We start from the raw sequence: 25,862 nt of genomic DNA on the forward strand, positions 1-25,862 counted from the left end.
TTCATCAGATATTTTGATGTCCTGATGAATTCTTTAGCACTATGGGCTTGCCGGCTGGCTTTTTGAGCTAAGTTGCGCTAATGCGGCAGGCTCGCGCACCCTTGGGTAGGGCGGTCCGCGCGATTCTGGAAATCGAGTTTTCATCATGGATATGCCGGTAGCTGCGCGCCCACACGCGCATGGTAACAATAATTCGTGGTCTGCACATATCCGTGCAACCCTTGCGCTCGGCATACCGTTGATCGGCGCGCAGTTGGCGCAGCTTGGCATCAATACCACCGACGTGATGATCGTCGGCCGGCTTGGTGCCGAGCAACTGGCTGCGATGGTGCTTTCTGCGCAGTTCCTGTTCACGATTCTGATTTTCGGCGCCGGCTTCTCGATCGCCGTGGTGCCGCTGGTGGCGCAAGCCTATGGCAAGGGTGATGTCGCGTCTGTGCGCCGCGCCTTGCGCATGGGTCTGTGGGTTGTGACGGCCTACTGGCTGTTGGCGCAGCCGGCCTTCCTCTATTCCGAGCAGATCCTTCTGGCGGCGGGGCAAAAGCCCGAGGTCGCGCGGTTGGCCAGCGGCTATATCGCCATTGGCCACTTTGCTGTGCTGCCCGGGTTGCTCTACAACGTTATCCGCGCGTTGGTCAGTGCCATCGGTCATGCCGCCATCATCCTCAAAGTCACGATTGCCATGCTGGTCATGAATGCCGTGCTTGCCTACATCCTCGTGCTCGGCCATTTCGGCCTGCCGGCTATGGGGCTGCACGGTGCGGCCATCGTCTCTGTTGCCGTGCAGACGGCTGGATTGATTTTCATCATCTTCTATGTGCAGAGCCATGAGGAAACGCGCCGCTACGAGATTTTCGTCCATCTCTGGCGCCCGGATTGGCACGCTCTGTGGGATGTCATTCGGTTGGGCTTTCCGATCAGCATCACGGTTCTCGCGGAGGTCAGCCTGTTCACGGCGGCATCGTTGTTGATGGGGCAGATCGGCACGATCGAGTTGGCAGCCCATGGCATCGCGCTTCAATGGGCGTCGATGGCCTTCATGATCCCGCTCGGCCTCAGCCAGGCGGCGACGGTACGGGTGGGCGTCGCGCACGGGCAGGGCGATCTTTTTGGCCTCAAGCGTGCGGCGATCGTGGTGCTTGTCGTTTCGAGCGTGATCTCGGTATTCGGCAGCATCCTCTTCGCCACCGTGCCGACATGGTTGGGAAGCTGGTATATCGATGTCACGTCAGCGGATGCGCCGAAGGTGCTTGCCTATGCGGCGCCGTTGATCATGGTGGCTGGCCTCTTCCAGTTGGTCGATGGTCTGCAGGCGATCGCCAGCGGGCTGCTGCGCGGTCTGAAGGATGCGCGCGTGCCGATGATCATGGCACTGATCGCCTATTGGCCGATCGGCTTTTTCCTTGCGTGGTTGTTTGCCTTTCCGCTCGGCTTCGGCGGGATTGGCATATGGTTCGGGTTCCTGCTCGGCCTTGCCTCGGCAGCGGTGATGCTCTGCACGCGCTTCTACATTCTGGTGCGCTCGCAAAAAGAATCTGCGTGAAATCGGCGATATCGAGCGCTGCGCGATGAGACTACTGACAAATATTGTCAGCATGATCGGCTATATATGGCGTCATACCAATCACGGGAGACGACCATGACATACGAAGCAAGCGATCGTAACGATACCGCGCTTTTCTCGCGGGAAGACTCCATCAACCAGGGCACCATGGTGCGCCTGTTTCCGCACGCCAATACATCGTCCCGGCAGCCTCAGCCGGCGCAGAGGTCCTATTGGCTGGCGGTGGCTAGTGCGGAGCACGTGCGCCTCGGGCGCGAGTATGGTTTCATGCAGGTGAACCACGGCAGGGAAGCACCATTAAAGCGCATCAAGCCAGGCGACGGCATTGTCTATTACTCTCCATCTGTGAAGATGGGCGAGAGAGACGGCTTTCAAAGCTTTACCGCCATCGGCTTTGTCCGCGAAGGTCAGCCTTACCGGGCGGAGATGGGTTGCGGAAAAGCCTATCGCCGCGATGTCGACTGGCTGGATGCACCCGAACAGCCGCTTCGCCCCCTGCTGGGCTGGCTTGATTTCACCCAGGACAAGAACTGGGGTTACAGGCTGAGATTCGGTCTCGTTGCCTTCGGGCAGTCGGACTTCGAGTTCCTGGAAGAGATCATGATGAGCGAGCTTGAAGTGGTCAAGCAGCGCCGCCTGCAGGCTTGATCGGATAACGGACCGGCTAAGGTTTCCTGTGCTGGCCTAAACAAAAGAAAACCCCGGATTGGCTGCCAATCCGGGGCTTTTGAATATTGCTGGGTTGGGAAGATTTAGGCGCGTTCCGCCAAAGCCGGCTCGCCCTTCTTTTCGCGCACCAGATTGATGAAGCGACGGAAGAGGTAGTGGCTGTCCTGCGGGCCGGGAGACGCTTCCGGGTGATGCTGCACCGAGAAGACCGGCTTGCCGGAAACGCGCAGGCCGCAATTGCTGCCATCAAAGAGCGAAACGTGAGTCTCCTCAACGCCTTGCGGCAACGAATTCGAGTCTACTGCAAAGCCATGGTTCATCGAGACGATCTCGACCTTGCCTGTCGTGTGATCCTTGACCGGATGGTTGGCGCCGTGATGGCCCTGGTGCATCTTCGCCGTCTTGGCGCCGAGTGCGAGGCCGAGCATCTGGTGGCCGAGGCAGATGCCGAAGAGCGGAATGTCCGATTTCAGCAGGTCCTTGATGACCGGTACTGCATATTCGCCGGTCGCGGCCGGGTCGCCAGGACCGTTTGACAGGAAGATGCCATCGGGCTTGAGGCCGAGGACTTCGTCGGTCGAAGCCGTCGCCGGCAAGACGGTGACCTTGCAATCGAGACCGGCAAAGAGACGCAGGATGTTACGCTTGACGCCGTAGTCGAGGCAGACAACGTGGTATTTGGCTTCGGCGGCGCCGAGTTCGCCATAGCCTTTGTTCCAGATCCACGGTGTCTGCGACCATTGCGAGGACTGGCCGGAGGAGGCGACCTTGGCGAGGTCAAGGCCTTCGAGGCCACTCCAGGCCTTGGCATCCGCCTTCAGCTGCTCGATATCGAAGACGCCGTTCGGATCATGGGCGATCACGCCGTTCGGCATGCCGTTTTCACGGATCCAGGCCGTGAGCGCGCGGGTGTCGATGCCGCTGAGGCCGATGATACCGCGGGCCTTCAGCCACTGGTCGAGATGCTTGGCGGCGCGATAGTTCGACGGATCGGTGATGTCAGCCTTGAAGATGACGCCGACCGCGCCGTGCCGGGCGGCAGGCGTCAGGTCTTCGATATCTTCCTCATTGGTGCCGACATTGCCGATGTGAGGGAAGGTGAAGGTGACGATCTGGCCGAGATAGGAGGGATCGGTCAGGATTTCCTCGTAGCCGGTCAGCGCCGTGTTGAAGCAGACTTCGGCCTGGACCTTGCCGGTCGCGCCGATACCCTTGCCTTCGATCACGGTGCCGTCGGCGAGAACGAGAAGAGCGGTCGGCTTTTCGGTGGTCCATGGGGCTGTGGCGGTCATAATCATCCCGTTTCCGGCGTCGTGCGCGACCTTGAAGAGGCCGTCGGCTTCCGCCATGTTTGTAGCAAGGTACGGCCGGCGACACGTGTCGCGGCTTGAGATCTTCATATGGATCTAATGTGCAGGTGTTGGACATAGCCAAACAAGGCCAGCCGGTCAATGCGCGCTTTTCGTTTCCTGGCATGGAATTCATTCCATTTCAGCCGGTTTGTCGCATTTGCATTGGTTGCTGCTGATGGTCTATGAGACGGGCAGCATGAAATAAGAGACCGGGCGATCGTCGTCCGCCTGCTTCAAGGAGTACAGATATGATCCGCGAGACCCTTTCCAACGCCCAGAAGGATGCGATGAAGGCAAGGGATACGGCAAGGCTTTCGACCGTGCGTCTTATCCTTGCCGCCATCAAGGACAAGGACATCGCCAATCGCGGCCTGGCAAAGGAACAGGCAAGCGACGACGAGATTCTTCAGCTGCTCGCCAAGATGATCAAGCAGCGGGAAGAGTCCGAGAAGATCTATGTCGACGGCGGGCGTCCGGAGCTGGCCGCGAAGGAGCGTGAGGAAATCACGGTCATTCAGGGCTTCATGCCCGCGCAGTTGTCGGAAGACAAAGTGCGCGAGATCTGCGTCGCGATCGTGGCGGAGCTCGGTGCGCAGGGCCTGAAGGATATGGGCAAGTGCGTCGCCGCCCTGCGTGAGCGTTATGCCGGTCAGATGGATTTCACCAAGGCTTCGTCGATCCTCAAGGAATTGCTGAAGTAAAAAGCTGTTTCGTCTTCGGCATGCGGATTTGCTGCGTGCCGAAGGCGTTTTTCCAGACCCCGTCTATGATGGCGAATTTTTCGGCTTGAAAGTTCCGGTATTCCTGAATGAAGCTGCAGGAGAGCCAGAGCTGGCTTCTCCCCGAAGAGCCCGTCCACCCGACACTTTGCATTTTCACAGCCCTGTTCATCAGCCGCTTCGCATGGGTTCTGGAAATATGAAAGCGGCGACAAATGTCTGTGAAGGCAATTCGCCCGACAATTGCCCTGTGCGTTACCGAATCGACCAGCCCGACACGCGAGATCAGATAGTCCATGATCACGCCGCCGGAATTGACCCATGTGAAGAGATCGAACGTATCCCCTGGGCGGCGAACATCATCGCTGTCGATGATGCCGACCGAGATCGCGGGCTGCAAGGCGGCTATAAGCTCGGGGCGCTTGGCAAATAGGACGCTGCGCCTGCCGCCATCCAGCCGGTCCAGCACTGCGAGATGAATGGCAAGCCATTTGCCCAGTTGCCTGATGGCTTCTTCCGTCGGTTCCATTGGTCGCGTACGGCGGTCGGGTGTGTTTGGCAGGTAACGTAGAAAGCCCTCGGCCAGCATTTCCTGCATGAAGCTGAGGGCGGTGTTGTGGCTGGCGATCTCGTGCTCGACCACATAGGTGGCAAAACGATTCGCATGGAGACCGGGCGGCTCTCCGTCAACGCCGCCATAGTATAAGGCAAAACCCGCAAGCGCCATCAACCAGCGTTGCTGCGAAGCAAAGACAGAGCAGATTTTCTGGTTTTCATTATAAGTTGATATAATCTCTCGTGTATAATCCAGAATTTCAGCGAAAAAATTAGGGTCTTGGGCAAGTTCCTTCGCGGATAAAGACATGTCGCCGTCTCCGATGAACTGGACAAACTTCCGAATTGTCTGAAGAAGATGATGTTCATCAGGATGGCATATCTTGTGATCTTAGGAAATATACATTGCATCACGTACGTCAAAATACTTGCGTACGCGGTATAGCGATGCCTCGCAGGTGGCGCTCATCGTTTTGGGGGCCTAAAATTAGAGAAGGCAGGAGCTGGGGGAGCTCCTGCCTTCTTGCACTTTGCAGCCGTTTGATGACGCAGGGTGGGGCCCAAAAATCAAACGTCTATTGCAAAGGCACTCAGGTGGGGCGGCGCCGGGGGTAGGGATGGTGCCCCACCTGAGTATCTGGTGAACCTATCGAATGATCCTGACTTGCTGGGGCAAAGCCAACGCTTGCGACGGCAGTCCGTACATCTGAACTTTAACGCCTGCCGTGAGGGCAGGGATTTTCATATCGACCGGCAGCTGGTACTCCGCGCCGGCATAAAGCACGTTCTTTTCGCTACTGCCATTAGCTGTCGTGGCCGAGCTATAAGTAGCTGTGGCGAAAATCGCCGCGGCGGCTAAGGGTACGATCAGAACACGCATTTTATCTCCTAAACTGAAAGCCCTGTTCCTTATGGCTTCCGGTTCGTCGGGGCGTCTCGGCATGTCGCGTCGCGAAGTCGTTTCTTCGCCGGCTTGTCTCGCCCCGTGAGAAGAACGCTATTGCGGTGCACATCAACAATCAAATTACAAAAAAATAATGTTTGGCTTACGAACCATGCCGCAAATGCGCCACCAAGCAGTTTGGGCGCAAGCCGTGGACGTTGCAGCCATTGATTGTCATTCCCGCATCCGACCTTCCTTTCCACCCACCTCAAGATGTGCAAGCCTTTGCTTTTCCGCCTCTTTTGCCGTGAAAACAGTTGAGCGTAGGCAGCTAGATCCGTTAGTCCTTCCGCTCGATTCCGATGCAAAAGCGGGTTTGGATCAGGCTGAAATTGACTTATCTCGCCGGTCTGCTCGGCTCGATTTTGGTGATCGCTTCACGAAGTTGTGATCGGCGGGATGGAAATGCAATCGTCCGTAATGGGCTGTGAATACCGTGTGTGTCCGTCGGGTCGTCGTGGCAATGCGCGCCATTCCTGTTTATATGGGGCAAGCCAGAGGTAGCCATGCGATTTTCCAATACGTTTCTCGACGAGATTCGCGACCGCGTTCTGATTTCAGACGTGATCGGTCGTCGCGTGAGCTGGGATCGGCGCAAGACCAATGTGCCGCGTGGCGATTTTTGGGCCTGCTGCCCTTTCCATGGCGAGAAGTCGCCAAGTTTCCACTGCGAAGACCGCAAGGGCCGCTATCACTGCTTTGGCTGCGGCGTGACGGGTGATCATTTCCGTTTTCTGACCGAGCTCGAGGGCTTAAGCTTTCCCGAGGCAGTGCAGCAGATCGCCGACATGGCCGGCGTTCCCATGCCGGTTGCCGATCCCATGGAGGCGAAGCGCGAGAAGGAGCGCACATCGCTGCTAGATGTCATGGAGATGGCCACTCAATTCTTCCAGGACCAGCTGCAGACCGCCAATGGCGCCCGCGCCCGCGCCTATTTGCGCGACCGAGGCTTGAGTGGACGCACCATCGAGACCTTCCGTCTTGGCTATTCCCCGGATAGCCGTAATGCGCTGAAGGAGTTTCTGGCCGGCAAGGGCGTATTGAAGGAGCAGATGGAAGCCTGCGGCCTCGTCGTGCACGAGAACGTACCTGTCTCCTACGATCGCTTTCGCGACCGCATCATGTTTCCGATCCTGTCATCACGCGAGAAGGTGATTGCCTTCGGTGGCCGCGCCATGTCGCCGGATGCGCCGGCGAAATATCTCAATTCCAATGAGACCGAGCTCTTCCACAAGGGTAACGTACTCTACAATTTCACCCGCGCGCGCCGCGCCTCCCAGGGCGCCGATGGTGCCGGCACCATTATTGCCGTCGAAGGGTATATGGACGTCATCGCTCTGCACCAGGCAGGCGTCGAGAATGCCGTCGCGCCGCTCGGCACGGCGCTGACCGAGAATCAGCTCGATCTTCTCTGGAAGATGACGGCGGAACCGGTGCTTTGTTTCGACGGTGATGGCGCCGGTATTCGCGCCGCCAATCGTGGCGCCGATCTGGCGCTGCCGCATATCAAGCCGGGCCGCACCGTCCGTTTCGCGCTGTTACCCGATGGCAAGGATCCGGACGATCTCGTCCGCCATGACGGTCGCGCGCCTTTCGACAAGGTTCTCGCGCAGGCAAAGCCGCTGGCAGACATGATCTGGGCAAGGGAAGCGGGCAGCGGCACCTTCGAAACGCCGGAAGCACGGGCGGAACTCGAGGCCCGGTTGCGGCGCATCGTGTCCGTCATCGTCGACGAGGATGTTCGCCGCCACTATCAGCAGAGCATGCGCGAGCGGCTGAACGGGCTGTTTCAACCGCAGTTCCAGCGCGGCGGCAATCAGCAGGGGCGCGGCTTTTCCCGCGACGGCAACGGCCGCTCCTTCGGCGGACGTGGTGGACAGCAGGGCCGTGATCGGGCTGCTGTCAGCACGACAGCATCCGATCGGTTGACGCGGTCGGCGATGATTAAGGGACATCAGGACATTCCGAGCCTTCGGGAAAGCGTCCTGGCGCTGACCATCGTCAATCATCCGCTGCTGCTGCAGGATGAATATGACGAGATCGCTGCGATCGACTACGAGAGCCGGGAATTGCAGCGCCTATGGTCGGCGGTTCTCGGGATTGCCGCGACCACGATCGGATCGCAGCTTGTCCGCGATCGGTTGGTCGAGCAATTGGAAGAGCAGGATTTCGGCGCATTGCTGAAGAATCTCGACCAGCAGGTTCGCAATGCCCGGCTTTGGACGGCAACCGAGGAAGCCGCGATGGAGGATGCCCGCGAGGGCTATCGCCAGGCGCTCGCACTTCACAAGCGTTCCAAGGCACTGCGATGGCACAAGATCGAGCTGGAAGGCGCGATCGCCGAGGCGACGGAAGATGGCGATGGCGAAGCGATCGAGCAGCTGATGCGCGCCTTGCAGGAAGTACAGCTTGAAGCGGTGCGGCTGGAAAACCAGGAGGCCATCATCGATGGCTTTGGCGTGTTGTCCGGCCGTATCAAGGGCGTAGCAGGGAAATAGGGAATAGATGCCGCAGCCGGATAGACTGGAACCGCGATTTTCCGCCGATGACGCCTTGTTCGGCAGCAGAGGTGGTGCATCCGCGCCGCTAGACGTGCTGAAGCGTGTCTATGGCTATTCGGCATTTCGCGGCAAGCAACAGCAGGTGGTTGAGCATGTGGTCTCCGGCGGCGACGCCGTCGTGCTGTTCCCAACCGGCGCCGGCAAGTCGCTGTGTTTCCAGATTCCGGCGTTGTGCCGAGACGGTGTCGGCATTGTCGTTTCACCGCTGATCGCCTTGATGCGCGATCAGGTGGAGGCGATGAAGCAGCTCGGCATCCGGGCGGCCGCCTTGAACTCGTCCCTGTCGCGCGAGGAGGCCAGCGATGTCTATCGCGCGGTTTCCAGCGGCACGCTGGATATGCTTTACGTCACGCCCGAGCGTATCCTGACGGATGGCTTCCAGCAGATGATCTCCAAGGCGAAGATCGCACTCTTTGCGATCGACGAGGCGCATTGCGTGTCTCAATGGGGGCATGATTTCAGGCCGGAATATCGCGATCTCGGCAAGCTTGCCGAGCTCTTTCCTGGCGTGCCGCGCATCGCGCTGACGGCGACGGCCGATCCTCATACCCGCGACGATATCATCGAGCGGCTTGCTCTTGATGATGCCGAGGTTTTCACCACCAGCTTCGATCGGCCGAATATTGCCTATGAGATTGTCGAGCGCGATCAGCCGCGCCAGCAGCTGTTGCGCTTTCTCGACGGGCACCGTGGCGATAGCGGCATCGTCTATTGCCTGTCGCGGGCCAAGGTCGAGGACACCGCGGAGTGGTTGAACGGGCAGGGCGTCCGGGCACTTGCCTATCATGCCGGCATGGATCGAGCGGTGCGCGATGCCAACCAGGATGCATTCCTCAAGGAAGAAGATCTTTGCCTTGTTGCGACGGTCGCCTTCGGCATGGGCATCGACAAGCCGAACGTGCGCTATGTCGCGCATCTCGATCTGCCGGGTTCGGTCGAGGCCTATTATCAGGAGACCGGTCGTGCCGGGCGTGATGGCTTGCCCTCTGAGGTATGGATGGCCTACGGCATGGCCGACGTCATCCAGCGGCGGCGCATGATCGACGAGGGCAATGCAGCCGATGAAATCAAGCGGGTGGAGCGGGGAAAGCTCAATGCGCTGCTTGCCATCTGCGAAACGGCCGGTTGCCGCCGACAGGCCATCCTGGCCCATTTCGGCGAAGCGCATGGCGGCGGTTGCGGCAATTGCGATACCTGCCAGAAACCCGTCGAGACCTGGGACGGCACGGAAGCGGCGATCAAGGCGCTGGCGGCAGTCTATCGCACCGGCGAGCGTTTCGGCACCGGCCATGTCATCGATGTGCTGTTGGGCACGGTCAACGAGAAGACTGAGCGTTTCGGCCATGTCGACATGCCCGTATTCGGTGCCGGAAAGGATATACCGTCCCGCACCTGGCAATCTATCTTCCGGCAATTGCTGGCAAGCGGCCTCATCAGCGTTGACCACACTGCCTTCGGTGCCATGAAGCTGGAGGAGGAGGCGAGGGCAGTTTTCAAGCGCGAGCGGCAGGTCTTCTTTCGCAAGGATCGGCCCGAGACAGGGCGCCGTGGCAAAAAGGCGGGGCGCGCGGAAAAGCCGGCGCATGGTCTTGCCGGCGAGGCACAAGCGCTTTTCGATGCGCTGCGCGCCGAACGGACAAGGATCGCCAAGGAATTGGGTGTGCCGCCCTATGTCGTTTTCCCGGATACGACCCTGATCGCGTTCGCGACCGAGCGACCTAAGAATTCCAAGGCACTCCTGGGTATTTCCGGTGTTGGCCAATCGAAGCTGGAGCGCTACGGAGATGCGTTCCTTGGCGTGATTTCGGATTTCGATCGTCGTTGATATCTGCCGGTCGTGTGTAGAGACGCGGCTACATGCGTACGGTCATGCCGCCGTCGACTGTCAGAACATGGCCGTTGACGAAAGACGCGGCGTCGCTGGCAAGGAAGAGCGCAGCACCGGCGATTTCGTCGGGTCGTCCCCAGCGCTGGACTGGGATGCGTTGCCGCACGAAAGGGATCAGCTCTTCATTTGCGGCCATCGCGGCATTGGTTTCCGTCGCAAACCAGCCGGGAGCGATGGCATTGCTGGTGATGCCGTGCGGGCCAAACTCGACCGCCATCCCGCGCATCAGCCCCGTCAGTCCCTGTTTGGCTGCGGGATAAACGCAGTCACCGGGCATGACGACCTGACCGCTGATCGAGGTGACGGAGATCAGGCGTCCGTGATTGTGCCGCTTCATCAAGCGGGCCGCATCGCGTGAGAGCATGATCGACGCGGCAAGATCCGTGTTGAGCAAGGCAAGGATCGCTTCGTCGTCGAAATCCGCCAGCTGGCGTCTGTCGCGGGCGCCGACATTGTTGATCAATATGTCGAGCCGGCCGTGATTGCTTTCTATATCGGCCATCACGGCGCGCTGCGCCTCACGATCGGCGATGTCGAAGGCGGCAGCCTCGGCGGAACCGCCTCTTGCCCGGATGGTTTCGACCGCCGCATTCAACGTCGCTTCGGTCCGCCCGTTGATGATGACGTGAGCGCCTACATCGGCAAGTGCCTGGGCCATCTCAAATCCAAGGCCGCGGCCGCCGCCGGTCACCAGCGCAACACGCCCTGTGAGGGAAAATCTGTGAAATATGCTCATGGCTATCCCTTTGTCCTGCGGTGAAGACAAGCTGCCGCAAGATAATGGACTCAGTCAAGTAATTTCCGCAATGGCAATTAAAGGGGACCGGACAGGAACTTGCGTGGATCGAGGCTGGTTTGACAGATAATATCGAACCTGCCTCCTATCGCGCCGACGTCACCGCGTTGCGCATTTTTGCCGCTGCTGGATGCAGCAAGCGGCCGAATCCTGTGTTACTTCTTCATCAATTAGGCACTGCGACCAGCATCGGAATGCGACAATGACCTCAGAATTTCTATCCCATCTGCGCAAGGAACTTGTCGGCTTGAAAGAAGCCGGTCTCTACAAGGCCGAGCGCGTCATCACGTCCAAGCAAGCCGGTGAAATCGCCGTCGTCGGTGGCGCCCGCGTGCTCAATTTCTGCGCCAACAACTATCTCGGCCTCGCCGATAACGAGGAGCTTGCCGAGGCCGGGAAGAAAGCGCTCGATCGCTATGGCTACGGCATGGCTTCGGTTCGCTTCATCTGCGGCACGCAGGAAGAGCACAAGCAGCTCGAGGCCCGGATTTCGGCGTTTCTCGGCATGGAGGATACCATCCTCTATTCTTCCTGCTTCGATGCCAATGGTGGCTTGTTCGAGACGCTGCTGTCAGAGGAAGATGCCATCATCTCGGACGCCCTTAATCACGCCTCGATCATCGATGGCGTGCGGCTCTCCAAGGCCAAGCGCTTCCGCTATGCCAACAACGACATGGCGGCGCTGGAAGAGGAGTTGAAGAAGGCCGAGGGCAGCCGTTTCAAGCTGATCGCCACTGACGGCGTGTTCTCGATGGACGGCATTATCGCCAATCTTGGCGGTGTTTGCGATCTGGCCGAGAAATACGGTGCTATGGTCATGGTCGACGACAGTCACGCCGTTGGCTTCGTCGGTGCGCACGGCCGCGGCTCGCCGGAGCATTGTGGCGTCGAGGGCCGGATCGATATCATCACCGGCACGCTCGGCAAGGCGCTCGGCGGCGCTTCGGGCGGTTATACATCGGCCAAAGGCGAGATCGTCGATTGGCTGCGGCAGCGCTCGCGCCCCTATCTCTTTTCCAACACGCTGGCGCCGGTCATCGCGGCTGCCTCGCTGAAGGTCTTCGATCTGATCGACAATGGCGACGCCTTGCGGGCACGGCTTCGCAACAATGCCGAACTCTTCCGCAGCGAAATGACCAAGCTCGGCTTCACGCTTGCCGGTGCCGATCATCCGATCATCCCGGTGATGCTCGGCGACGCCAAGCTGGCGCAGGACATGGCGGCGCTGATGCTGAAGAAGGGCGTCTACGTCATCGGCTTTTCCTTCCCGGTCGTGCCCAAGGGACAGGCGCGCATCCGTACGCAGATGTCGGCCGCTCATTCGAAAGCTGATGTCGAGCGGGCGATTGCGGCCTTTGCGGAAGCTGGGAAAGAACTCGGAATCATTTGAATTGGTTGGGGAGAACCGATCATGTCGAACATGATGAAAGCGCTGGTAAAATCGAAGGCGGAAGTCGGGCTGTGGATGGAGCATGTTCCGGTTCCCGAGGTCGGGCCGAACGATGTGCTGATTCGGGTCAGGAAGTCGGCGATCTGCGGCACCGATGTCCATATTTGGAACTGGGACCAATGGGCACAAAAGACCATTCCCGTGCCGATGGTCGTCGGCCATGAGTTCTGCGGCGAGATCGCCGAAATCGGTTCGGCTGTCACGAAGTACCATGTCGGCGAACGCGTCTCCGGCGAGGGGCACATCGTCTGCGGCAAATGTCGTAACTGCCGGGCGGGCAGGGGGCACCTTTGCCGCAACACACTCGGCGTTGGCGTCAACCGTCCCGGCTCGTTCGGCGAATTCGTCTGCATTCCCGAATCCAACGTCGTTCCGATCCCCGACGACATTTCCGATGAGATCGCCGCGATCTTCGATCCGTTCGGCAATGCGGTTCACACCGCGCTCTCCTTCGATCTCGTCGGCGAGGATGTGCTTGTCACGGGCGCAGGGCCGATCGGCATCATGGGGGCCATGGTCGCCAAGCGCTCGGGCGCGCGCAAGGTCGTCATCACCGATATCAATCCCACCCGGCTGGCGCTTGCCCGCAAGGTCGGCATCGATCACGTCGTCGACGCTTCGAAGGAAAACCTTGCCGATGTGATGAAATCCGTCGGCATGACAGAGGGCTTCGACGTCGGGCTGGAAATGTCGGGCGCGGCACCGGCTTTCCGCGACATGATCGACAAGATGAACAATGGCGGCAAGATCGCCATTCTTGGCATCGCGCCGGCGGGCTTCGAGATCGACTGGAACAAGGTCATCTTCAAGATGCTGAACCTGAAAGGCATCTATGGCCGCGAGATGTTCGAGACCTGGTACAAGATGATTGCCTTCGTCCAGGGCGGTCTCGATGTATCACCCGTCATTACGCACCGCATCGGCATCGATGATTTTCGCGAGGGCTTCGAGGCCATGCGCTCAGGCAATTCCGGCAAGGTCGTCATGGACTGGAATTGATCCTGGCTGTCGATTTCCGGCATCGATAATGGTACGCGATGTCGGAAATGTGCAGCTTTCTTTAGGATGCTCTTGTCATCGCGCGGGGACTTCCTAAATACGGGAAATAATGGATTATGGCGCATCGAGCCTGTGGATAAGGCTTTTTCGCGCATTTAACGTGCTTTTTTACCGGAAAAGCTTGACGAGAACAAAAAATCTAGGAATCACCGTTTAACTTCGGGAAGAACGGTAAACTGGATCAAGCGGATCACCTAATACCATGGCCGGAAATCCAAACGCAATCCAGCTTTGCAATCCGGTAGAGGTGATCGTGGTTAATCGGGCATTAAAGGTCATTCCGTTAGGTGTTTGTCGGTGAGTCGAGGCTGGCGCAGGGCGTGCCGGCCTGATTGAAATGTTCTACCGCGTGTAAAGTTTGCAGCGTCAGGGAAAGCGACGATATAGAGATGGCAACCAAGGTCAAAGAGAACGAAGAAGCTGAAGTCGAACGCGACGGCACCTCCGACGGCCCGCTTCTCGATCTTTCCGATGACGCGGTCAAGAAAATGATCAAGGCCGCGAAGAAGCGCGGCTACGTTACGATGGACGAGCTCAATGCCGTCCTGCCCTCGGAAGAGGTGACATCGGAACAGATCGAAGACACGATGGCCATGCTTTCGGACATGGGCATCAACGTCATCGAGGATGAAGACGTCGAAGAGGCGGGCACGCCTTCCAACGACGATGACGACGCGAGCGGCGACGAGGAAGGCGAAGGCGGCGAGCTTGCTCCTTCTACCGGGTCTGCGCTTGCGACCGCCAAGAAGAAAGAGCCGACCGACCGTACTGATGACCCGGTGCGCATGTATCTGCGCGAAATGGGTTCGGTAGAGCTGCTGTCGCGCGAAGGCGAAATCGCCATCGCAAAGCGCATCGAGGCCGGCCGCGAAACCATGATCGGCGGCCTCTGTGAGAGCCCGTTGACGTTCCAGGCGCTGATCATCTGGCGTGACGAACTCAACGAGGGCACGACGCTGTTGCGCGAGATCATCGATCTCGAAACCACCTATTCCGGTCCCGAGGCCAAGGCTGCTCCGCAGTTCCAGAGCCCCGAGAAGATCGAGGCTGACCGCAAGGCTGCCGAAGAAAAGGAAAAGGCCCGCCGTGGCCGTTCGCCAAGTGGCGACGACGATATCACCAATGTCGGCGGCGAAGGCCTGCCGATGGAGGAAGAGGAAGAGGACGAAGACGAGTCCAGCCTTTCCCTGGCAGCCATGGAAGCCGAGCTTCGTCCGCAGGTTATGCTGACGCTCGATACCATCGCCGAGACCTACAAGAAGCTGCGCAAGCTGCAGGATCAGCAGGTCGAACAGCGCCTGTCCGCTTCCGGCACGCTGTCGTCGGCGCAGGAGCGCCGCTACAAGGAGCTGAAGGATGAACTGGTCAAGTCGGTCAAGTCACTGTCGCTGAACCAGAACCGCATCGACGCTCTCGTCGAGCAGCTCTATGACATCAACAAGCGTCTCGTGCAGAACGAGGGTCGCCTGCTGCGTCTTGCGGAATCCTATGGCGTCAAGCGCGACAGCTTCCTGGAGCAGTATCAGGGTGCCGAGCTCGACCCGAACTGGATGAAGTCGATCGGCAATCTGGCCGCGCGCGGCTGGAAGGAATTCGCCAAGAGCGAAAACACCACGATCCGTGACATTCGCCAGGAAATTCAGAACCTTGCGACCGAAACCGGCATTTCCATCTCGGAATTCCGCCGCATCGTTCAGATGGTGCAGAAGGGCGAGCGCGAAGCTCGCATCGCCAAGAAGGAAATGGTCGAAGCCAACCTGCGCCTCGTCATCTCCATCGCCAAGAAGTACACCAACCGTGGCCTGCAGTTCCTCGACCTCATTCAGGAAGGCAATATCGGCCTGATGAAGGCGGTCGATAAGTTCGAATATCGGCGTGGTTACAAGTTCTCGACCTACGCCACCTGGTGGATTCGTCAGGCAATCACCCGTTCGATCGCTGACCAGGCCCGCACGATCCGTATTCCGGTGCACATGATCGAAACGATCAACAAGATCGTTCGCACGTCGCGCCAGATGCTGCACGAGATCGGCCGCGAGCCGACGCCGGAAGAACTGGCCGAAAAGCTTGCCATGCCGCTCGAAAAGGTGCGCAAGGTACTGAAGATCGCCAAGGAGCCTATCTCGCTCGAAACGCCTGTGGGTGACGAAGAAGATTCGCACCTCGGCGATTTCATCGAGGACAAGAACGCGCTTCTGCCGATCGATGCCGCCATCCAGGCGAACCTGCGCGAGACCACGACCCGCGTTCTGGCGTCGCTGACGCCGCGTGAAGAGCGCGTGCTGCGCATGCGCTTCGGCATTGGCATGAACACCGACCATACGCTCGAAGAAGTCGGCCAGCAGTTCTCGGTTACGCGCGAACGTATCCGTCAGATCGAGGCCAAGGCTCTGCGCAAGCTCAAGCATCCGAGCCGCAGCCGCAAGCTCAGAAGCTTCCTCGACAGCTAAGGCCCTGGCGCAAGCCGGTATTGGCAGTATACGAAACGGAGCCCGGTTCGCGAAAGCGAGCCGGGCTTTTCATTGAGGACATCGGCATCAAAGGTCTGAGCATGGCAGGTAAGCGGCAATTCATGGAAACATCCATACCCGTCCCGCTGCGTGATCTGCTGGCCGGTTATGAATGGCGGCAGGATGCGCTCGGGCGTTCTTCAGCGCATGTTTTCCGGCTTGAGGCCGATGGGCGTGCGCCTGTTTATCTCAAGACCGAGCCTGTGGACCCCTTGGGCGAGCTGGTCGGCGAGGTCGCGCGGCTGCGATGGTTGCGCTCTCAGGGCCTTGCCTGTCCGGAGATCATTGCCCATGCGAAGGACGAGGAGCGCGAATGGCTTTTGATGAGCGCGCTTCCCGGCAGCGATCTCGTCAGCGCGGAGCTGATATCGCCAGCCGAACGTGTCCGTCTTCTGGCGGATGCGTTGCGGCGATTGCACGCGATCGACATTGCTGCCTGCCCTTTCGATCATCGATTGGCGAACAGAATTGGCGATGCAAAGGCGCGCCTGGTTGCCGGCTGCGTCGATGAGGATGATTTCGATGAGACCCGGTTGGGACATTCGGGGCATGATCTTTTCGGAGAACTCGAGGATAAGAGGCCTGCGACGGAAGACCTCGTCGTCACCCATGGCGATGCCTGCCTTCCGAATTTCATGGCGGATGGCGCGGGCTTCAGTGGTTATATCGATTGCGGCCGCCTCGGCATTGCCGATCGCTATCAGGACCTGGCACTGGCCTGCGGCAGCATCCAATACAATTTCGGCGCGGCGCTGGCTGCCGATTTCCTCAATGCCTATGGGCACTTCGAGCTGCATCCTGAAAAGATGGCCTACTATCGGCTGTTGGACGAGTTTTTTTAACGGTGGACGGGTGCGTTTGGCGCCCGTGCGATCACGCAGGTTTGTTTTTGAAGCATTGCGGATCGCCCGGAGGCCTGACAAGTTCGATTTTGATGGCTGCCTCTTTCTTGGCGTGCTGTCGGATACCATATGTCAGCGGGCTTGAAAGTCTTCTGATCTGTTTGCCGGCAAGGATCGAATGAATCGATGCGCAGTTCCCTCTTGATTGTTTTCTCTTCGCGAGCCATCCGCTGAACGATGGAAAAGGTTGCGGAAAAACGGGATAAGGAGACGAGGCCGGGCTTTGTCCTGTCGATCCTCCTGCATGTCCTGTTTGTGGCTATCTTTCTGCTGCCGCTGTTGCCCGCGCCGCCACAGGCAAAGCCCGAGCAGAGCGTCAACGTCGAGCTGGTGCCGCAGCCGGAGGAAAAGCAGGAGATCGCGACGAAGGAGAATGAGAAGCCCGATCAGCCTCCGAAGCCCGTTCAGAAGGCCGATGAGAAGCCAGCGCAACAGACCGCTGAAGCTCAAGAGCAGCCGCAGCAGCCCGAGGGAAAAAAGGCAGACGAACAACCACCAAAGCAATCCGACCCTCAGGGCAAGGAGCCGACGGACAAGCCATCACCCAAATCCGATGAGGCCAAGGCCGACAAGCCTGAAGAGCAGGCGGAAAAGCCGGCACCCAAATCTGACGACGGCGGCGCTGACAAGCCAGTAGAGAAAGCGGACCAGAAGCCCTCTGCGACGGAGACGCCACTTCCGGATATGAAGGGCGAGGAGAAGGACGCGACCACCACGCAGGAGGCAGAAGCCTCAACGCAGCCGAGCGACACGCCGCAGACGCCACCGAATGATGCCGCCGCGCAACAGGCGGAAGCACAGGCTGCCGCGGAGGCGGCTGCACAAGCCCAGGCCCAGGCTCAAGCTGAGCAAGCTCAACAGCAAGCCGATGCCCAGAGCCAGGAAGCAAATGCGGCCAAGCCGCCGGAAGGCGATTCAACCGCCAAAGCGGCCTCTTCGGCTCCCGATGTGCTGGCGACCAACGAGCCCTCTGATCAGCAGGTGCAGCAGCCGCAGGCGCAATCGACCGATCAGAATGATCCGCAGGCGCAAGCCGCCGCGCAGGCGTCACCATCTGATCCGCAACAGCAGCCTACCGCCAACGAAGCCAAGGATGAGGCGAAAGCCGAGCCCCAGATTGCCGTTCCCACAGTCAGGCCTTCTCCCACGGAGCAGGCTTCGCAAAGCCAGTCTGCTTCGAGCAGTCAGGGCGGCCAGACCAGTGGCACAGCATTGGTGACTGAGCCTCAGCAGCCTAAGTCACTTGTGCCGAAGAGGGCCATTGAAGCCAAGAAGCTCTATTCCGGTGCCGAGATGGCGCGCCTGTCGAAGAGCGACTACGATGCTTGGAAGAAGATGCCAAAACGTGATCGGGTACGCTATCTCTGCAACTCTGAGGAGAAGCTTCAATTTGGTCACGATCTCGGTGCAGTTGGCTTTAATAACTCTGCGCTATCGTCCGCTATGCTTTCTGATATCAGTCTGTTTGGTGATGGGGTTGCGGTTGATACACCCAGCGGCTGGCAGAGGGTGGCATTCACCTGCCAAGTAGATAGCGACGCACTGAAAGTTGTCGCTTTTTCCTATACCCTCAGAGGACATGTTTCCCCAAGCCAGATGGACAGATCGCGGTTCCTTGGAAATTGACACTGAATAGCCACGTCCGGCATCCTCCTGAAACAATAGTTTATTGTCAGCTCAATCGAAATTCGGCTCGTTTCATCATACAATTGCCTGTATCTACCTGATTCAATTCTCCTCCCGTCACATTGTACGATTCCGATGTCCTCGATTACAGCCGATCCCAGTTCCGCGGCCGCTGGCCGCTCCGCCTTGCGCGGTGTCCTTGTGGCATTCGCGTCTTATGCCGTCTTTGCCTTCAGCGATGCTTCGATCAAGATCCTGCACGGCGTGGTTCCGTCCTATCAGGTCGCCTTCATCGGCGCGCTGTTTGGCTTTGCCGCCGTGCCCTTTCTGAAAAAGCGGGAGGACGGCTGGCTTGATATGGCGAGGACGTCTAACCGGCCGCTGTGGTTGTTGCGCTTCATCTGCGGCGCGACCGGCGCCATCTGCTCGGTCATCGCATTTACCAAGCTGCCAATGGCGGAAGCCTTCGCGCTTCTCTTCCTGCTGCCGTCTTTCGTGACGATCCTCTCGGTGATCTTCCTGAAAGAGGATGTGCGCTGGCAGCGCTGGACAGCGGTCATTCTCGGCTTCATCGGCGTGCTGATCGTCTTGCGGCCGGGCTTTCGCGAGCTCTCGATCGGCCATCTCTGCGCTGCGGTGGGCGGTCTTGCGGCGGCGATTTCGATCGTCATTAATCGTGCGCTCGGCTCGAAGGAAAAGCGCATCTCGCTTTATGGTGCCGGCCTGTTCGGCACTTTGATTGTCAGCGGCTTTCTGATGCTTCCGGAGGTCATGGCGCCGACGGCGACGCAATGGGTCTTCCTCGCAAGCTATGGTCTGTTAGGTGCGATCGGCAACGTGCTGCTGATGAATGCTGCACGCATGGCGCCGGCCAATCTGGTTGCGCCGCCGCAGTACAGCCAGATGATCTGGGCGATTATTTTCGGCTATCTGCTGTTCAACGACAGCATCGATATGCCCATGGCCTTCGGCATCGCCCTCATCATCTTCTCCGGGCTATTGACGCTGGCGAGGGAGCGCAGGCGCGGTACCCCGCTGCCGGCCGCCGTTGCCGGCAACACGCAGGCGGCATTGGCAACAACCCAGGACGAGGACGCCGCCATAGCGGAAAGATAGCGGCTGGGCTGGAAGGAAGATGGCTGAGATTGCCAGCCTAGCGGTGCCGGGTTAGGCTTCGTCATCCTCGAGCGAGTGATCCTGTTTCCGTGGGGAAGCGATACGCATGAGATCCAGCCAATTCAGGATATTCCGTTCTCAGGGCGGGGGCATCGAGGCTGTGAAGGCGGAAACGGGGCATAGCTTTCCCAAGCATACCCATGGTCAATTCGGCATCGGTCTTATCGAGGCTGGCGCCCAGATGTCGCTCAGCGGGCGGGGGATGGTGCGGGCGGAGGCTGGAGACGTCATCAGCGTCAGTCCGAACGAGGTGCATGACGGCGTGCCCATCGGCGAAAGCCGGGCATGGTCGATGCTCTATTTCGATCCACGATTGATCGGCGATTTGCTTGAGGATATCGGGGAAGGGCAGATCGGTGAGATCGAATTTCCGGCCCCTGTCATCCGCAATGGCCAGATAGCCGCATGCTTCAGCGCGTTGTTTCCGCTTGTGGTCGATCGGGCTGAGCCCGCGGATGGGTTGCTGCGGGATGGGCTGTTGTTATCGCTAGTCGCCGCCGTGATGAGTGAAGGCGAACGGACGGCGCGCGATATCGCTGTCCCCGCGCCCATCGATGGGGCGCGCGACATGATCGACGATGATCCTGCTGCACCCCTAACGCTTGGCGAGTTATCGGATGCCTGTGGGCTGAGCCAATTCCAGTTCCTGCGCGCATTCAGCAAAGCGACGGGGCTTACTCCGCACGCTTATCTGATGCAGCGCCGCATCCAGGAAGTGCGGCGGCTGATCGCAACAGGCACGCCGCTGGCTGAAGCCGCCTTTGCCGGTGGCTTTGCAGATCAAAGCCACATGACGCGCCTGTTCGTGCGCAATTTCGGCATATCGCCCGGCGCGTATGCCGCCGCCTGCTGAGGCTTCTGCAATTTCATTCAAGACCTTGCGATGATGACAGGGTCTTCTGAAATGCAAAGCCGGACATGCAGAAGGAGAGGCCATGTATTTTCGCCATTCGAACGAGATGTGGAACGAGTTCCCCGAACTGGTTCCGGGCGTGTTGTTTGCCGACGGGATCACCGCGGATGCCATCGTTACCCATCGTCTCAATGGATATTATGCGATTGCGACGGAGCGGCTGGCGCAAGGTCCCGAAAGTGAGATGCCTGAGATTCAGGCCTGGCGGCGCTGCTTCTCGAAAATGGGATTGAAGCCCACTCAATATCGCTGTGCCTCCGAGGCTCTGTTGCGTCGTTTCCGCCAGGAGGGTTCGCTGCCGCGGCTGCATCCGCTCGTCGATCTCTGCAATGCTGTGTCCATCGCCTTCGCCATTCCTGTCGCTGTGTTCGATCTCTCGAAAATATCTGCTGATATCGAGGTGCGACATGCGGACGGTCGCGAATCTTATCTGACATTTTCGGGAGAGGTCGAGCATCCGGAGCCTCGCGAGGTGGTCTTTGCCGATAGCGCGGGACAGGCCCACGCCCGGCGTTGGACCAACCGGCAAAGTGGCCTTTCGGCCGTGCGGGAGGATACGCGATCCGTGCTCATCGTGGCGGAAGCGCTGCACGATTCCGCCGCCAGCGATGTGCCGCGGCTGATCGATACGATTGCCGCCGAGCTTGCCGCTGTCTGGTCGCTGGAGGCCAGGCGAGGATTGCTAAGCCGCTCATCACCGCTATTTGATCTCCCGGCAGAGACGAATGTCCAACTGGAACCGAAACGAGGTTGACAAGCGGCGCGTTCAGGCAGAGCAGGGGCTACAGAGATTTTGACGATTAAGAGTGCATGTCTCCGCGCACCGGCGCCGGAAGACGAAGAAGGCCCATGGATACCCTGCAGAACCTAGACCGGCCGGGCGTGCTCGGTCACCCCGGCTACCGTTCATTTGTGGCGTCGCGCGTTTTCTCCTCGATAGGCTTTCAGTCGGTGACCGTCGCCATGGGCTGGATGATCTATGATCAGACTCATAGCGCCTTCTATCTCGGCCTGGTCGGCCTCTGCCAGTTCCTGCCCATGGTCATCCTGACCTTTGTCGTTGGCCATGTCGCCGACCGGTTCGACCGGAGGCGCATCGGCCTTGCGTGCCAACTGGTCGAGGCTCTGACGGCACTGGTGCTGGCCGTTGCCGTCTGGCAGCACTGGATAGGTCCCGCCGGCATTCTGGCCGCCGTCGCCGTCATGGGTGCGGCCACCGCTTTCGAGCGACCCACAATGGCGGCGCTCCTGCCGAATATCGTCCCGTCCTCGCTGCTCCAGGTCGCCATCGCGACCTCGACGTCGATGATGCAGACGGCCTTCATCATCGGCCCGTCGCTTGGCGGCCTGCTCTATGGCCTCAATCCGGTGGCGCCGTTCGCTGTCTCGGCAATGCTGTATGTCATCGCGAGCAGCAACGTCATTTCGATCCGTGTCGAGCGGGAGCAACCATCGTCGCGGGAGCCGGTCACGCTGAGCTCCGTCTTTGCCGGCGTTTCCTTCATCAAGAGCAGGCCCGTAATGCTGGGGACGATCTCGCTCGATCTGTTTGCTGTCCTGCTGGGCGGTGCAACCGCGCTCCTGCCGATATTCGCCCGCGACATTCTGCATGCCGGCCCCTGGGGTCTTGGCCTGTTGCGCGCCTCTCCGGCGATCGGCGCCTTGGTGATGTCTATCTGGCTGGCCCGGCGGCCCTTGCAGACTGATGTTGGCAAGAAGATGCTGTTTGCCGTGCTGATTTTCGGCATTGCCACCGTCGTGTTCGCGCTGTCGAGCAACATCATCCTTTCCGTCGCCGCACTGTTTGTTGTCGGTGCTTCGGATACGGTCAGCGTCGTGGTGCGCAGTTCGCTCGTGCAGCTTTTGACGCCGGATGCGATGCGTGGCCGCGTCAACGCCGTGAACTCACTCTTCATCGGCACGTCCAATCAGCTCGGCGAATTCGAGTCCGGCATGCTGGCCAGCGCTCTCGGACCGGTGTTGACCGGCATTGTCGGCGGTGTCGGCACCATAGTTGTGGTGCTGCTGTGGATGCGGCTCTTCCCGGATCTCACCAGGGTCAAGACGCTCAAGGGCTAGCCCAAGCGACAATCCCTGCAGCTTGCCTGGCTGTCGCCGAGCCCGATATCCCTCAGTAAATGGTCGTTCGCAGCATCGAGCCTATTGGGCCTGCCTTTCGATTTCAGCTGGGGCGGCCTTTCGCTGTTATGTTCGCGGATTGCTTGATCCAGCCACCGGGCAATCCATCGCGCCCAATCATTTCCATGAAGATTTTTCATCTATCGGAGCCTTATGATTTCCTGAGATGAATGGATACGCCCGAAAATTTGCGATGTATAATGAAGCTTCCCGCAATCGAGCATGCAGGATTTTCATGGGTAAGAGGCCGCTTCCACCCCTGCCGGTGTTGCAGACATTTTGTGCCATTGTCGAAACCGGCGGTTTTGGCCGCGCCGCGGAGCGGATCGGGCAGACCCAGACCGCCATCAGCCATCAGCTCGCGCAGCTGGAAGGATGGATCGGCGGGCGCCTGTTCGATCGTGGCCGAAACGGTGCAAGGCCGACGCCGCTCGGTGCGCGGCTGCATCCGGCAATTGCGGCGACGATTTCCGAGCTGGAGACGGCGCTCTATCAGGCGCGGGCGAGTATTTCTGTTCGTAGCGTTGCCGTTTCCGTCTCGCCGGAGTTTTCGAGCCAATGGCTGGCATCGCGGCTGCCGGATTTCTGTCAGCGACATCCGGCGATCGAATTGAAGATGGCCGTCGGCTACCAGCGTCCGGATTTCCGGCCCGGTGGGATCGATCTGGCGATCTGGCTTGGCCATGCCGATGCAGGCCTTGTTGAGGAGGTATTGCTGGCGGACGAGGAGTTCGTCGTCAGCTCGCCAGAGCTTTCCAAACGTTTACCCCCGCGCAACGCCATAAGGGCGGCCCCGCTGCTGCGCTATGCCGGCATGAGTCACACGATACTGGATTGGCAGCGTTGGCATGAGCAGATCACCGGCGGGATCGGCGAGGCAGGCGCGCATTTCGATATCATCCGGGCTGTGGAGAACAGCGAGCAGTTCGAATCCTTTGCCGAGATGCTTGAGGCGTGCCGGGAAGGGCGCGGCTTCGCGCTTGTGCGCAGTTCGTTGGTTGCACGGGATATTGCCGAGGGAAAATTGGTGCGTTGTTTTGTCGAGGTCCAACCGGCGCCCGTCAGCTACAACCTGCTCTATCCGCCAAATGCGCTGGAGAACCCGTCGGCAGCATTATTTCGCAATTGGCTGTTGTCGCAAGCTCGTTCGCCCGGGTGAGGCGTTGGTCAAAGCACTCGGGTCTCAATCACGCAATCTTATCAGGCCTGCTTTGATGGGGGTGAAACCGAGCTTTCGATAGAAGCCGGTGAGATGCGGTTCGAAATCGACATGCAGCCACTCCGCGCCACGCTGGCGGGCAAGAATCGTTGCCCGCTCGACCAGGCCGGTCGCGACGCCCCAGCCTCGGAATTCCGGGTCGACACAGGTATCGAGAATGAAGGCGTGGATGCCGCCATCCCAGGCGACATTGACAAAACCGATTAGCCTCGGGCCTGCAAATGCGCCGACATGGGCGAGGCTGCTTGCAAGGATAGGCGAGAAATCGCGCATGGAGGGATCATTCCATGCGCTCGCCCAGAGAGCGCCAAGGGCTTTATTTCCAGGATTTGGATCGTCCTTGTATTCTATCTGCATTTGAATCAATCGGGCGGATCCGTCTGTTGGGCAATCGTCGAAAAAAGTGAGCGCCCCATGTCGGATAGTGATGTGTTCGATCGTCATTCTGACGTGAGCGTAGAACAGAGGAGGCTCAAATGTCCTATGTGGATGGTTTTATCCTTGCCGTGCCGAAAGACAAGATCGAGGCATACAAGGCGCAGGCGCGCAGGGCCGGGGAGGTTTGGAGGGAACATGGTGCTCTCAGCTACGTGGAAGCCATCGGCGACGATGTGCCCTATGGAGAACTGACATCCTTTCCTCGCGCAGTGCTGGCAACCGAGGATGAAGTGGTGGTCTTTTCCTGGATCACTTATGAATCGCGGCGGAGCCGTGACGAGGTGCTGAAAAAGGTCATGGCCGATCCACGCTTGAAGGATGATATGCAGAACATGCCCTTCGATGGCAAACGCTTGATCTATGGCGGCTTCGACATCTTTCTCGAGACATAGTCTATCGGCTGCTGGACTTGACATTGCGAGTGTTGCGGCAGACGTGATGCCGATCACCATTACTATTGTCGGAAGAAGCCATGCCGCAAACCGTCATCACACTCTCTACCCGTGGTCAGGGACTTTACGAGTTCACTGATCAGGCCGCAGATTTCGTTCGTGGCGCAATGGCCGGCGGCGGCGAGGGACTTTTGACCGTCTTCGTGCGGCACACGTCCTGCTCGCTGCTCATTCAGGAAAATGCCGATCCGGATGTGAAGACGGACCTCAATACCTTCTTCCGGCGGCTGGTGCCGCCCTCTTCGGACCCGTCAATGCGCTGGGTCGTGCATACGATGGAGGGGCCGGACGACATGCCGGCGCACATCAAGGCGGCCCTGACGCAAGTCTCGATCGGCATTCCAGTCATGAACGGCCGCCTGACGCTCGGCACATGGCAGGGCATTTATCTTTTCGAGCATCGCGACCGGCCTCACCGGCGTGAAATTGTCCTGCATCTCTCGGCCTGATTTCTGAAATCCTCGCGTCAACCGATTGTTAACCCTCATGAATACAATCTGAATGGCGAGTTCGCGTTCGGTTCAGCTTGGCCGACGTAACCTGCACTCAATCCCAAAGGCGTCGAGCCGGATCCCGGGATTGCAACAATCCGCAGCAAGGATTTGAAGGAGAAACACCCATGACCAATCTTTTCACCAAGGTCGGTATTGCCGCTCTGATCGCGCTCGGCGGTATCTCCGCAACGGCCGCCACCGCATCTGCCAATGATTTTCACCCCGGCATCCAGCAGGCGCGCTATGATCACTATCGTGGCCGTTCGTGCTCGCCGGTTCTGGCTGTTCAGAAGGCGCGTGACATGGGCCTGCGCCGCGCCCGCATCGACAACATCACGCCGCGCCGCGTCGTTGTCGAAGGTTTTGGCCGCCGCGGTCCGGATCGCGTCGTTTTCGCCAATGCGCGGGGTTGCCCGCTGATCCGCCGTTGATGCTGA

Annotated in this window: 23 protein-coding genes; 18 read left to right on the forward strand and 5 right to left on the reverse strand. The window is 59.3% G+C overall.

What is annotated here, in order from left to right:
* Positions 1 to 145: 145 nt before the first annotated feature.
* Both BSK43_RS17985 and BSK43_RS17990 read left to right on the forward strand, forming a co-directional pair.
* Positions 146 to 1,543 carry an MATE family efflux transporter gene (locus tag BSK43_RS17985; protein ID WP_077469275.1) on the forward strand — a complete coding sequence of 466 codons (1,398 nt, stop codon included), beginning with the start codon at positions 146 to 148 and terminating at the stop codon, positions 1,541 to 1,543.
* Positions 1,544 to 1,639: 96 nt separating this feature from the next.
* Positions 1,640 to 2,212, forward strand: coding sequence for an EVE domain-containing protein (locus tag BSK43_RS17990; RefSeq protein ID WP_077469273.1), 573 nt, complete (start codon positions 1,640 to 1,642; stop codon positions 2,210 to 2,212).
* 104 nt (positions 2,213 to 2,316) lie between these two features.
* Here BSK43_RS17990 and carA read toward each other — a convergent pair whose 3' ends face one another.
* Positions 2,317 to 3,525, reverse strand: a complete 1,209-nt coding sequence (gene carA, locus BSK43_RS17995; protein WP_077469387.1) for a glutamine-hydrolyzing carbamoyl-phosphate synthase small subunit — start codon at positions 3,523 to 3,525, stop codon at positions 2,317 to 2,319.
* Positions 3,526 to 3,833: 308 nt separating this feature from the next.
* Here carA and BSK43_RS18000 point away from each other — a divergent pair, with 308 nt between their 5' ends.
* Entirely contained in the window at positions 3,834 to 4,286 is a 453-nt protein-coding gene (locus tag BSK43_RS18000; protein WP_077469271.1) for a GatB/YqeY domain-containing protein, read from the forward strand.
* Here BSK43_RS18000 and BSK43_RS18005 read toward each other — a convergent pair.
* Positions 4,267 to 5,169 (reverse strand): hypothetical protein, encoded by a 903-nt coding sequence (locus BSK43_RS18005; protein ID WP_246662627.1) that lies wholly within the window; start codon positions 5,167 to 5,169, stop codon positions 4,267 to 4,269. The genes BSK43_RS18000 and BSK43_RS18005 overlap by 20 nt on opposite strands.
* Positions 5,170 to 5,505: 336 nt before the next feature.
* Positions 5,506 to 5,739 (reverse strand): hypothetical protein, encoded by a 234-nt coding sequence (locus BSK43_RS18010; protein ID WP_077469269.1) that lies wholly within the window; start codon positions 5,737 to 5,739, stop codon positions 5,506 to 5,508.
* A gap of 569 nt (positions 5,740 to 6,308) precedes the next feature.
* Between BSK43_RS18010 and dnaG the strand changes: the two genes are divergently transcribed.
* Both dnaG and recQ read left to right on the forward strand, forming a co-directional pair.
* On the forward strand, positions 6,309 to 8,300 hold the full coding sequence (dnaG, locus tag BSK43_RS18015) for a DNA primase (protein WP_077469267.1): 1,992 nt from the start codon (positions 6,309 to 6,311) through the stop codon (positions 8,298 to 8,300).
* A gap of 7 nt (positions 8,301 to 8,307) precedes the next feature.
* Positions 8,308 to 10,188 carry a DNA helicase RecQ gene (recQ, locus tag BSK43_RS18020; protein WP_136687086.1) on the forward strand — a complete coding sequence of 627 codons (1,881 nt, stop codon included), beginning with the start codon at positions 8,308 to 8,310 and terminating at the stop codon, positions 10,186 to 10,188.
* Positions 10,189 to 10,216: 28 nt separating this feature from the next.
* Here the strand turns inward: recQ and BSK43_RS18025 are convergent, their stop codons facing one another.
* Positions 10,217 to 10,987 (reverse strand): SDR family oxidoreductase, encoded by a 771-nt coding sequence (locus BSK43_RS18025; protein WP_077469265.1) that lies wholly within the window; start codon positions 10,985 to 10,987, stop codon positions 10,217 to 10,219.
* Positions 10,988 to 11,249: 262 nt separating this feature from the next.
* Here BSK43_RS18025 and BSK43_RS18030 point away from each other — a divergent pair, with 262 nt between their 5' ends.
* From BSK43_RS18030 to BSK43_RS18075, 10 genes are all read left to right on the forward strand, one after another.
* Positions 11,250 to 12,437 (forward strand): glycine C-acetyltransferase, encoded by a 1,188-nt coding sequence (locus BSK43_RS18030; protein WP_077469263.1) that lies wholly within the window; start codon positions 11,250 to 11,252, stop codon positions 12,435 to 12,437.
* A gap of 21 nt (positions 12,438 to 12,458) precedes the next feature.
* Positions 12,459 to 13,496 (forward strand): L-threonine 3-dehydrogenase, encoded by a 1,038-nt coding sequence (gene tdh / locus BSK43_RS18035; RefSeq protein ID WP_068388141.1) that lies wholly within the window; start codon positions 12,459 to 12,461, stop codon positions 13,494 to 13,496.
* Positions 13,497 to 13,945: 449 nt separating this feature from the next.
* Positions 13,946 to 16,006, forward strand: coding sequence for an RNA polymerase sigma factor RpoD (gene rpoD / locus BSK43_RS18040; RefSeq protein WP_068388138.1), 2,061 nt, complete (start codon positions 13,946 to 13,948; stop codon positions 16,004 to 16,006).
* A 122-nt stretch (positions 16,007 to 16,128) separates the two neighbouring features.
* Positions 16,129 to 16,908 (forward strand): APH(3')-II family aminoglycoside O-phosphotransferase, encoded by a 780-nt coding sequence (locus tag BSK43_RS18045; RefSeq protein ID WP_246662628.1) that lies wholly within the window; start codon positions 16,129 to 16,131, stop codon positions 16,906 to 16,908.
* A 237-nt stretch (positions 16,909 to 17,145) separates the two neighbouring features.
* Entirely contained in the window at positions 17,146 to 18,594 is a 1,449-nt protein-coding gene (locus BSK43_RS18050) for a DUF930 domain-containing protein (protein WP_077469261.1), read from the forward strand.
* A gap of 135 nt (positions 18,595 to 18,729) precedes the next feature.
* On the forward strand, positions 18,730 to 19,710 hold the full coding sequence (locus BSK43_RS18055; RefSeq protein ID WP_077469259.1) for a DMT family transporter: 981 nt from the start codon (positions 18,730 to 18,732) through the stop codon (positions 19,708 to 19,710).
* Between the two features lie 106 nt (positions 19,711 to 19,816).
* The gene (locus BSK43_RS18060) at positions 19,817 to 20,623 is read left to right on the forward strand and encodes an AraC family transcriptional regulator (RefSeq protein ID WP_077469257.1); all 807 of its coding nucleotides are present in this window, start codon (positions 19,817 to 19,819) and stop codon (positions 20,621 to 20,623) included.
* An 82-nt stretch (positions 20,624 to 20,705) separates the two neighbouring features.
* Positions 20,706 to 21,437, forward strand: coding sequence for a phenylalanine--tRNA ligase beta subunit-related protein (locus BSK43_RS18065; RefSeq protein WP_077469255.1), 732 nt, complete (start codon positions 20,706 to 20,708; stop codon positions 21,435 to 21,437).
* Positions 21,438 to 21,532: 95 nt separating this feature from the next.
* Entirely contained in the window at positions 21,533 to 22,762 is a 1,230-nt protein-coding gene (locus tag BSK43_RS18070) for an MFS transporter (protein ID WP_077469253.1), read from the forward strand.
* 295 nt (positions 22,763 to 23,057) lie between these two features.
* Positions 23,058 to 23,981 carry a LysR substrate-binding domain-containing protein gene (locus BSK43_RS18075; RefSeq protein ID WP_077469249.1) on the forward strand — a complete coding sequence of 308 codons (924 nt, stop codon included), beginning with the start codon at positions 23,058 to 23,060 and terminating at the stop codon, positions 23,979 to 23,981.
* Between the two features lie 24 nt (positions 23,982 to 24,005).
* On the opposite strand, the gene BSK43_RS18080 is transcribed toward BSK43_RS18075, so the two are convergent.
* A complete protein-coding gene (locus BSK43_RS18080) occupies positions 24,006 to 24,398 on the reverse strand; it encodes a GNAT family N-acetyltransferase (protein ID WP_077469248.1) in 393 nt (130 codons plus the stop codon).
* A 119-nt stretch (positions 24,399 to 24,517) separates the two neighbouring features.
* Here BSK43_RS18080 and BSK43_RS18085 point away from each other — a divergent pair, with 119 nt between their 5' ends.
* The 3 genes from BSK43_RS18085 to BSK43_RS18095 all read left to right on the forward strand — a co-directional run bounded on the left by BSK43_RS18085 (position 24,518) and on the right by BSK43_RS18095 (position 25,856).
* Positions 24,518 to 24,871, forward strand: a complete 354-nt coding sequence (locus tag BSK43_RS18085) for a DUF1428 family protein (RefSeq protein ID WP_077469246.1) — start codon at positions 24,518 to 24,520, stop codon at positions 24,869 to 24,871.
* Positions 24,872 to 24,951: 80 nt separating this feature from the next.
* The gene (locus BSK43_RS18090; protein ID WP_077469244.1) at positions 24,952 to 25,380 is read left to right on the forward strand and encodes a secondary thiamine-phosphate synthase enzyme YjbQ; all 429 of its coding nucleotides are present in this window, start codon (positions 24,952 to 24,954) and stop codon (positions 25,378 to 25,380) included.
* Between the two features lie 170 nt (positions 25,381 to 25,550).
* Complete coding sequence (locus BSK43_RS18095) at positions 25,551 to 25,856, forward strand: hypothetical protein (protein WP_068388108.1); 306 nt, start codon at positions 25,551 to 25,553, stop codon at positions 25,854 to 25,856.
* Positions 25,857 to 25,862: the final 6 nt, after the last annotated feature.

Source organism: Rhizobium sp. P44RR-XXIV, assembly GCF_001999485.2.
GTDB lineage: Bacteria > Pseudomonadota > Alphaproteobacteria > Rhizobiales > Rhizobiaceae > Rhizobium.

Bases quoted from the DNA above. Each gene is read 5' to 3' on its own strand.
- BSK43_RS17985 (WP_077469275.1), top strand. From the start codon at position 146: ATGGATATGCCGGTAGCTGCGCGCCCACACGCGCATGGTAACAATAAT.
- BSK43_RS17990 (WP_077469273.1), top strand. From the start codon at position 1,640: ATGACATACGAAGCAAGCGATCGTAACGATACCGCGCTTTTCTCGCGG.
- carA (WP_077469387.1), bottom strand. From the start codon at position 3,525: ATGACCGCCACAGCCCCATGGACCACCGAAAAGCCGACCGCTCTTCTC.
- BSK43_RS18000 (WP_077469271.1), top strand. From the start codon at position 3,834: ATGATCCGCGAGACCCTTTCCAACGCCCAGAAGGATGCGATGAAGGCA.
- BSK43_RS18005 (WP_246662627.1), bottom strand. From the start codon at position 5,169: ATGTCTTTATCCGCGAAGGAACTTGCCCAAGACCCTAATTTTTTCGCT.
- BSK43_RS18010 (WP_077469269.1), bottom strand. From the start codon at position 5,739: ATGCGTGTTCTGATCGTACCCTTAGCCGCCGCGGCGATTTTCGCCACA.
- dnaG (WP_077469267.1), top strand. From the start codon at position 6,309: ATGCGATTTTCCAATACGTTTCTCGACGAGATTCGCGACCGCGTTCTG.
- recQ (WP_136687086.1), top strand. From the start codon at position 8,308: ATGCCGCAGCCGGATAGACTGGAACCGCGATTTTCCGCCGATGACGCC.
- BSK43_RS18025 (WP_077469265.1), bottom strand. From the start codon at position 10,987: ATGAGCATATTTCACAGATTTTCCCTCACAGGGCGTGTTGCGCTGGTG.
- BSK43_RS18030 (WP_077469263.1), top strand. From the start codon at position 11,250: ATGACCTCAGAATTTCTATCCCATCTGCGCAAGGAACTTGTCGGCTTG.
- tdh (WP_068388141.1), top strand. From the start codon at position 12,459: ATGTCGAACATGATGAAAGCGCTGGTAAAATCGAAGGCGGAAGTCGGG.
- rpoD (WP_068388138.1), top strand. From the start codon at position 13,946: ATGGCAACCAAGGTCAAAGAGAACGAAGAAGCTGAAGTCGAACGCGAC.
- BSK43_RS18045 (WP_246662628.1), top strand. From the start codon at position 16,129: ATGGAAACATCCATACCCGTCCCGCTGCGTGATCTGCTGGCCGGTTAT.
- BSK43_RS18050 (WP_077469261.1), top strand. From the start codon at position 17,146: ATGGAAAAGGTTGCGGAAAAACGGGATAAGGAGACGAGGCCGGGCTTT.
- BSK43_RS18055 (WP_077469259.1), top strand. From the start codon at position 18,730: ATGTCCTCGATTACAGCCGATCCCAGTTCCGCGGCCGCTGGCCGCTCC.
- BSK43_RS18060 (WP_077469257.1), top strand. From the start codon at position 19,817: ATGAGATCCAGCCAATTCAGGATATTCCGTTCTCAGGGCGGGGGCATC.
- BSK43_RS18065 (WP_077469255.1), top strand. From the start codon at position 20,706: ATGTATTTTCGCCATTCGAACGAGATGTGGAACGAGTTCCCCGAACTG.
- BSK43_RS18070 (WP_077469253.1), top strand. From the start codon at position 21,533: ATGGATACCCTGCAGAACCTAGACCGGCCGGGCGTGCTCGGTCACCCC.
- BSK43_RS18075 (WP_077469249.1), top strand. From the start codon at position 23,058: ATGGGTAAGAGGCCGCTTCCACCCCTGCCGGTGTTGCAGACATTTTGT.
- BSK43_RS18080 (WP_077469248.1), bottom strand. From the start codon at position 24,398: ATGCAGATAGAATACAAGGACGATCCAAATCCTGGAAATAAAGCCCTT.
- BSK43_RS18085 (WP_077469246.1), top strand. From the start codon at position 24,518: ATGTCCTATGTGGATGGTTTTATCCTTGCCGTGCCGAAAGACAAGATC.
- BSK43_RS18090 (WP_077469244.1), top strand. From the start codon at position 24,952: ATGCCGCAAACCGTCATCACACTCTCTACCCGTGGTCAGGGACTTTAC.
- BSK43_RS18095 (WP_068388108.1), top strand. From the start codon at position 25,551: ATGACCAATCTTTTCACCAAGGTCGGTATTGCCGCTCTGATCGCGCTC.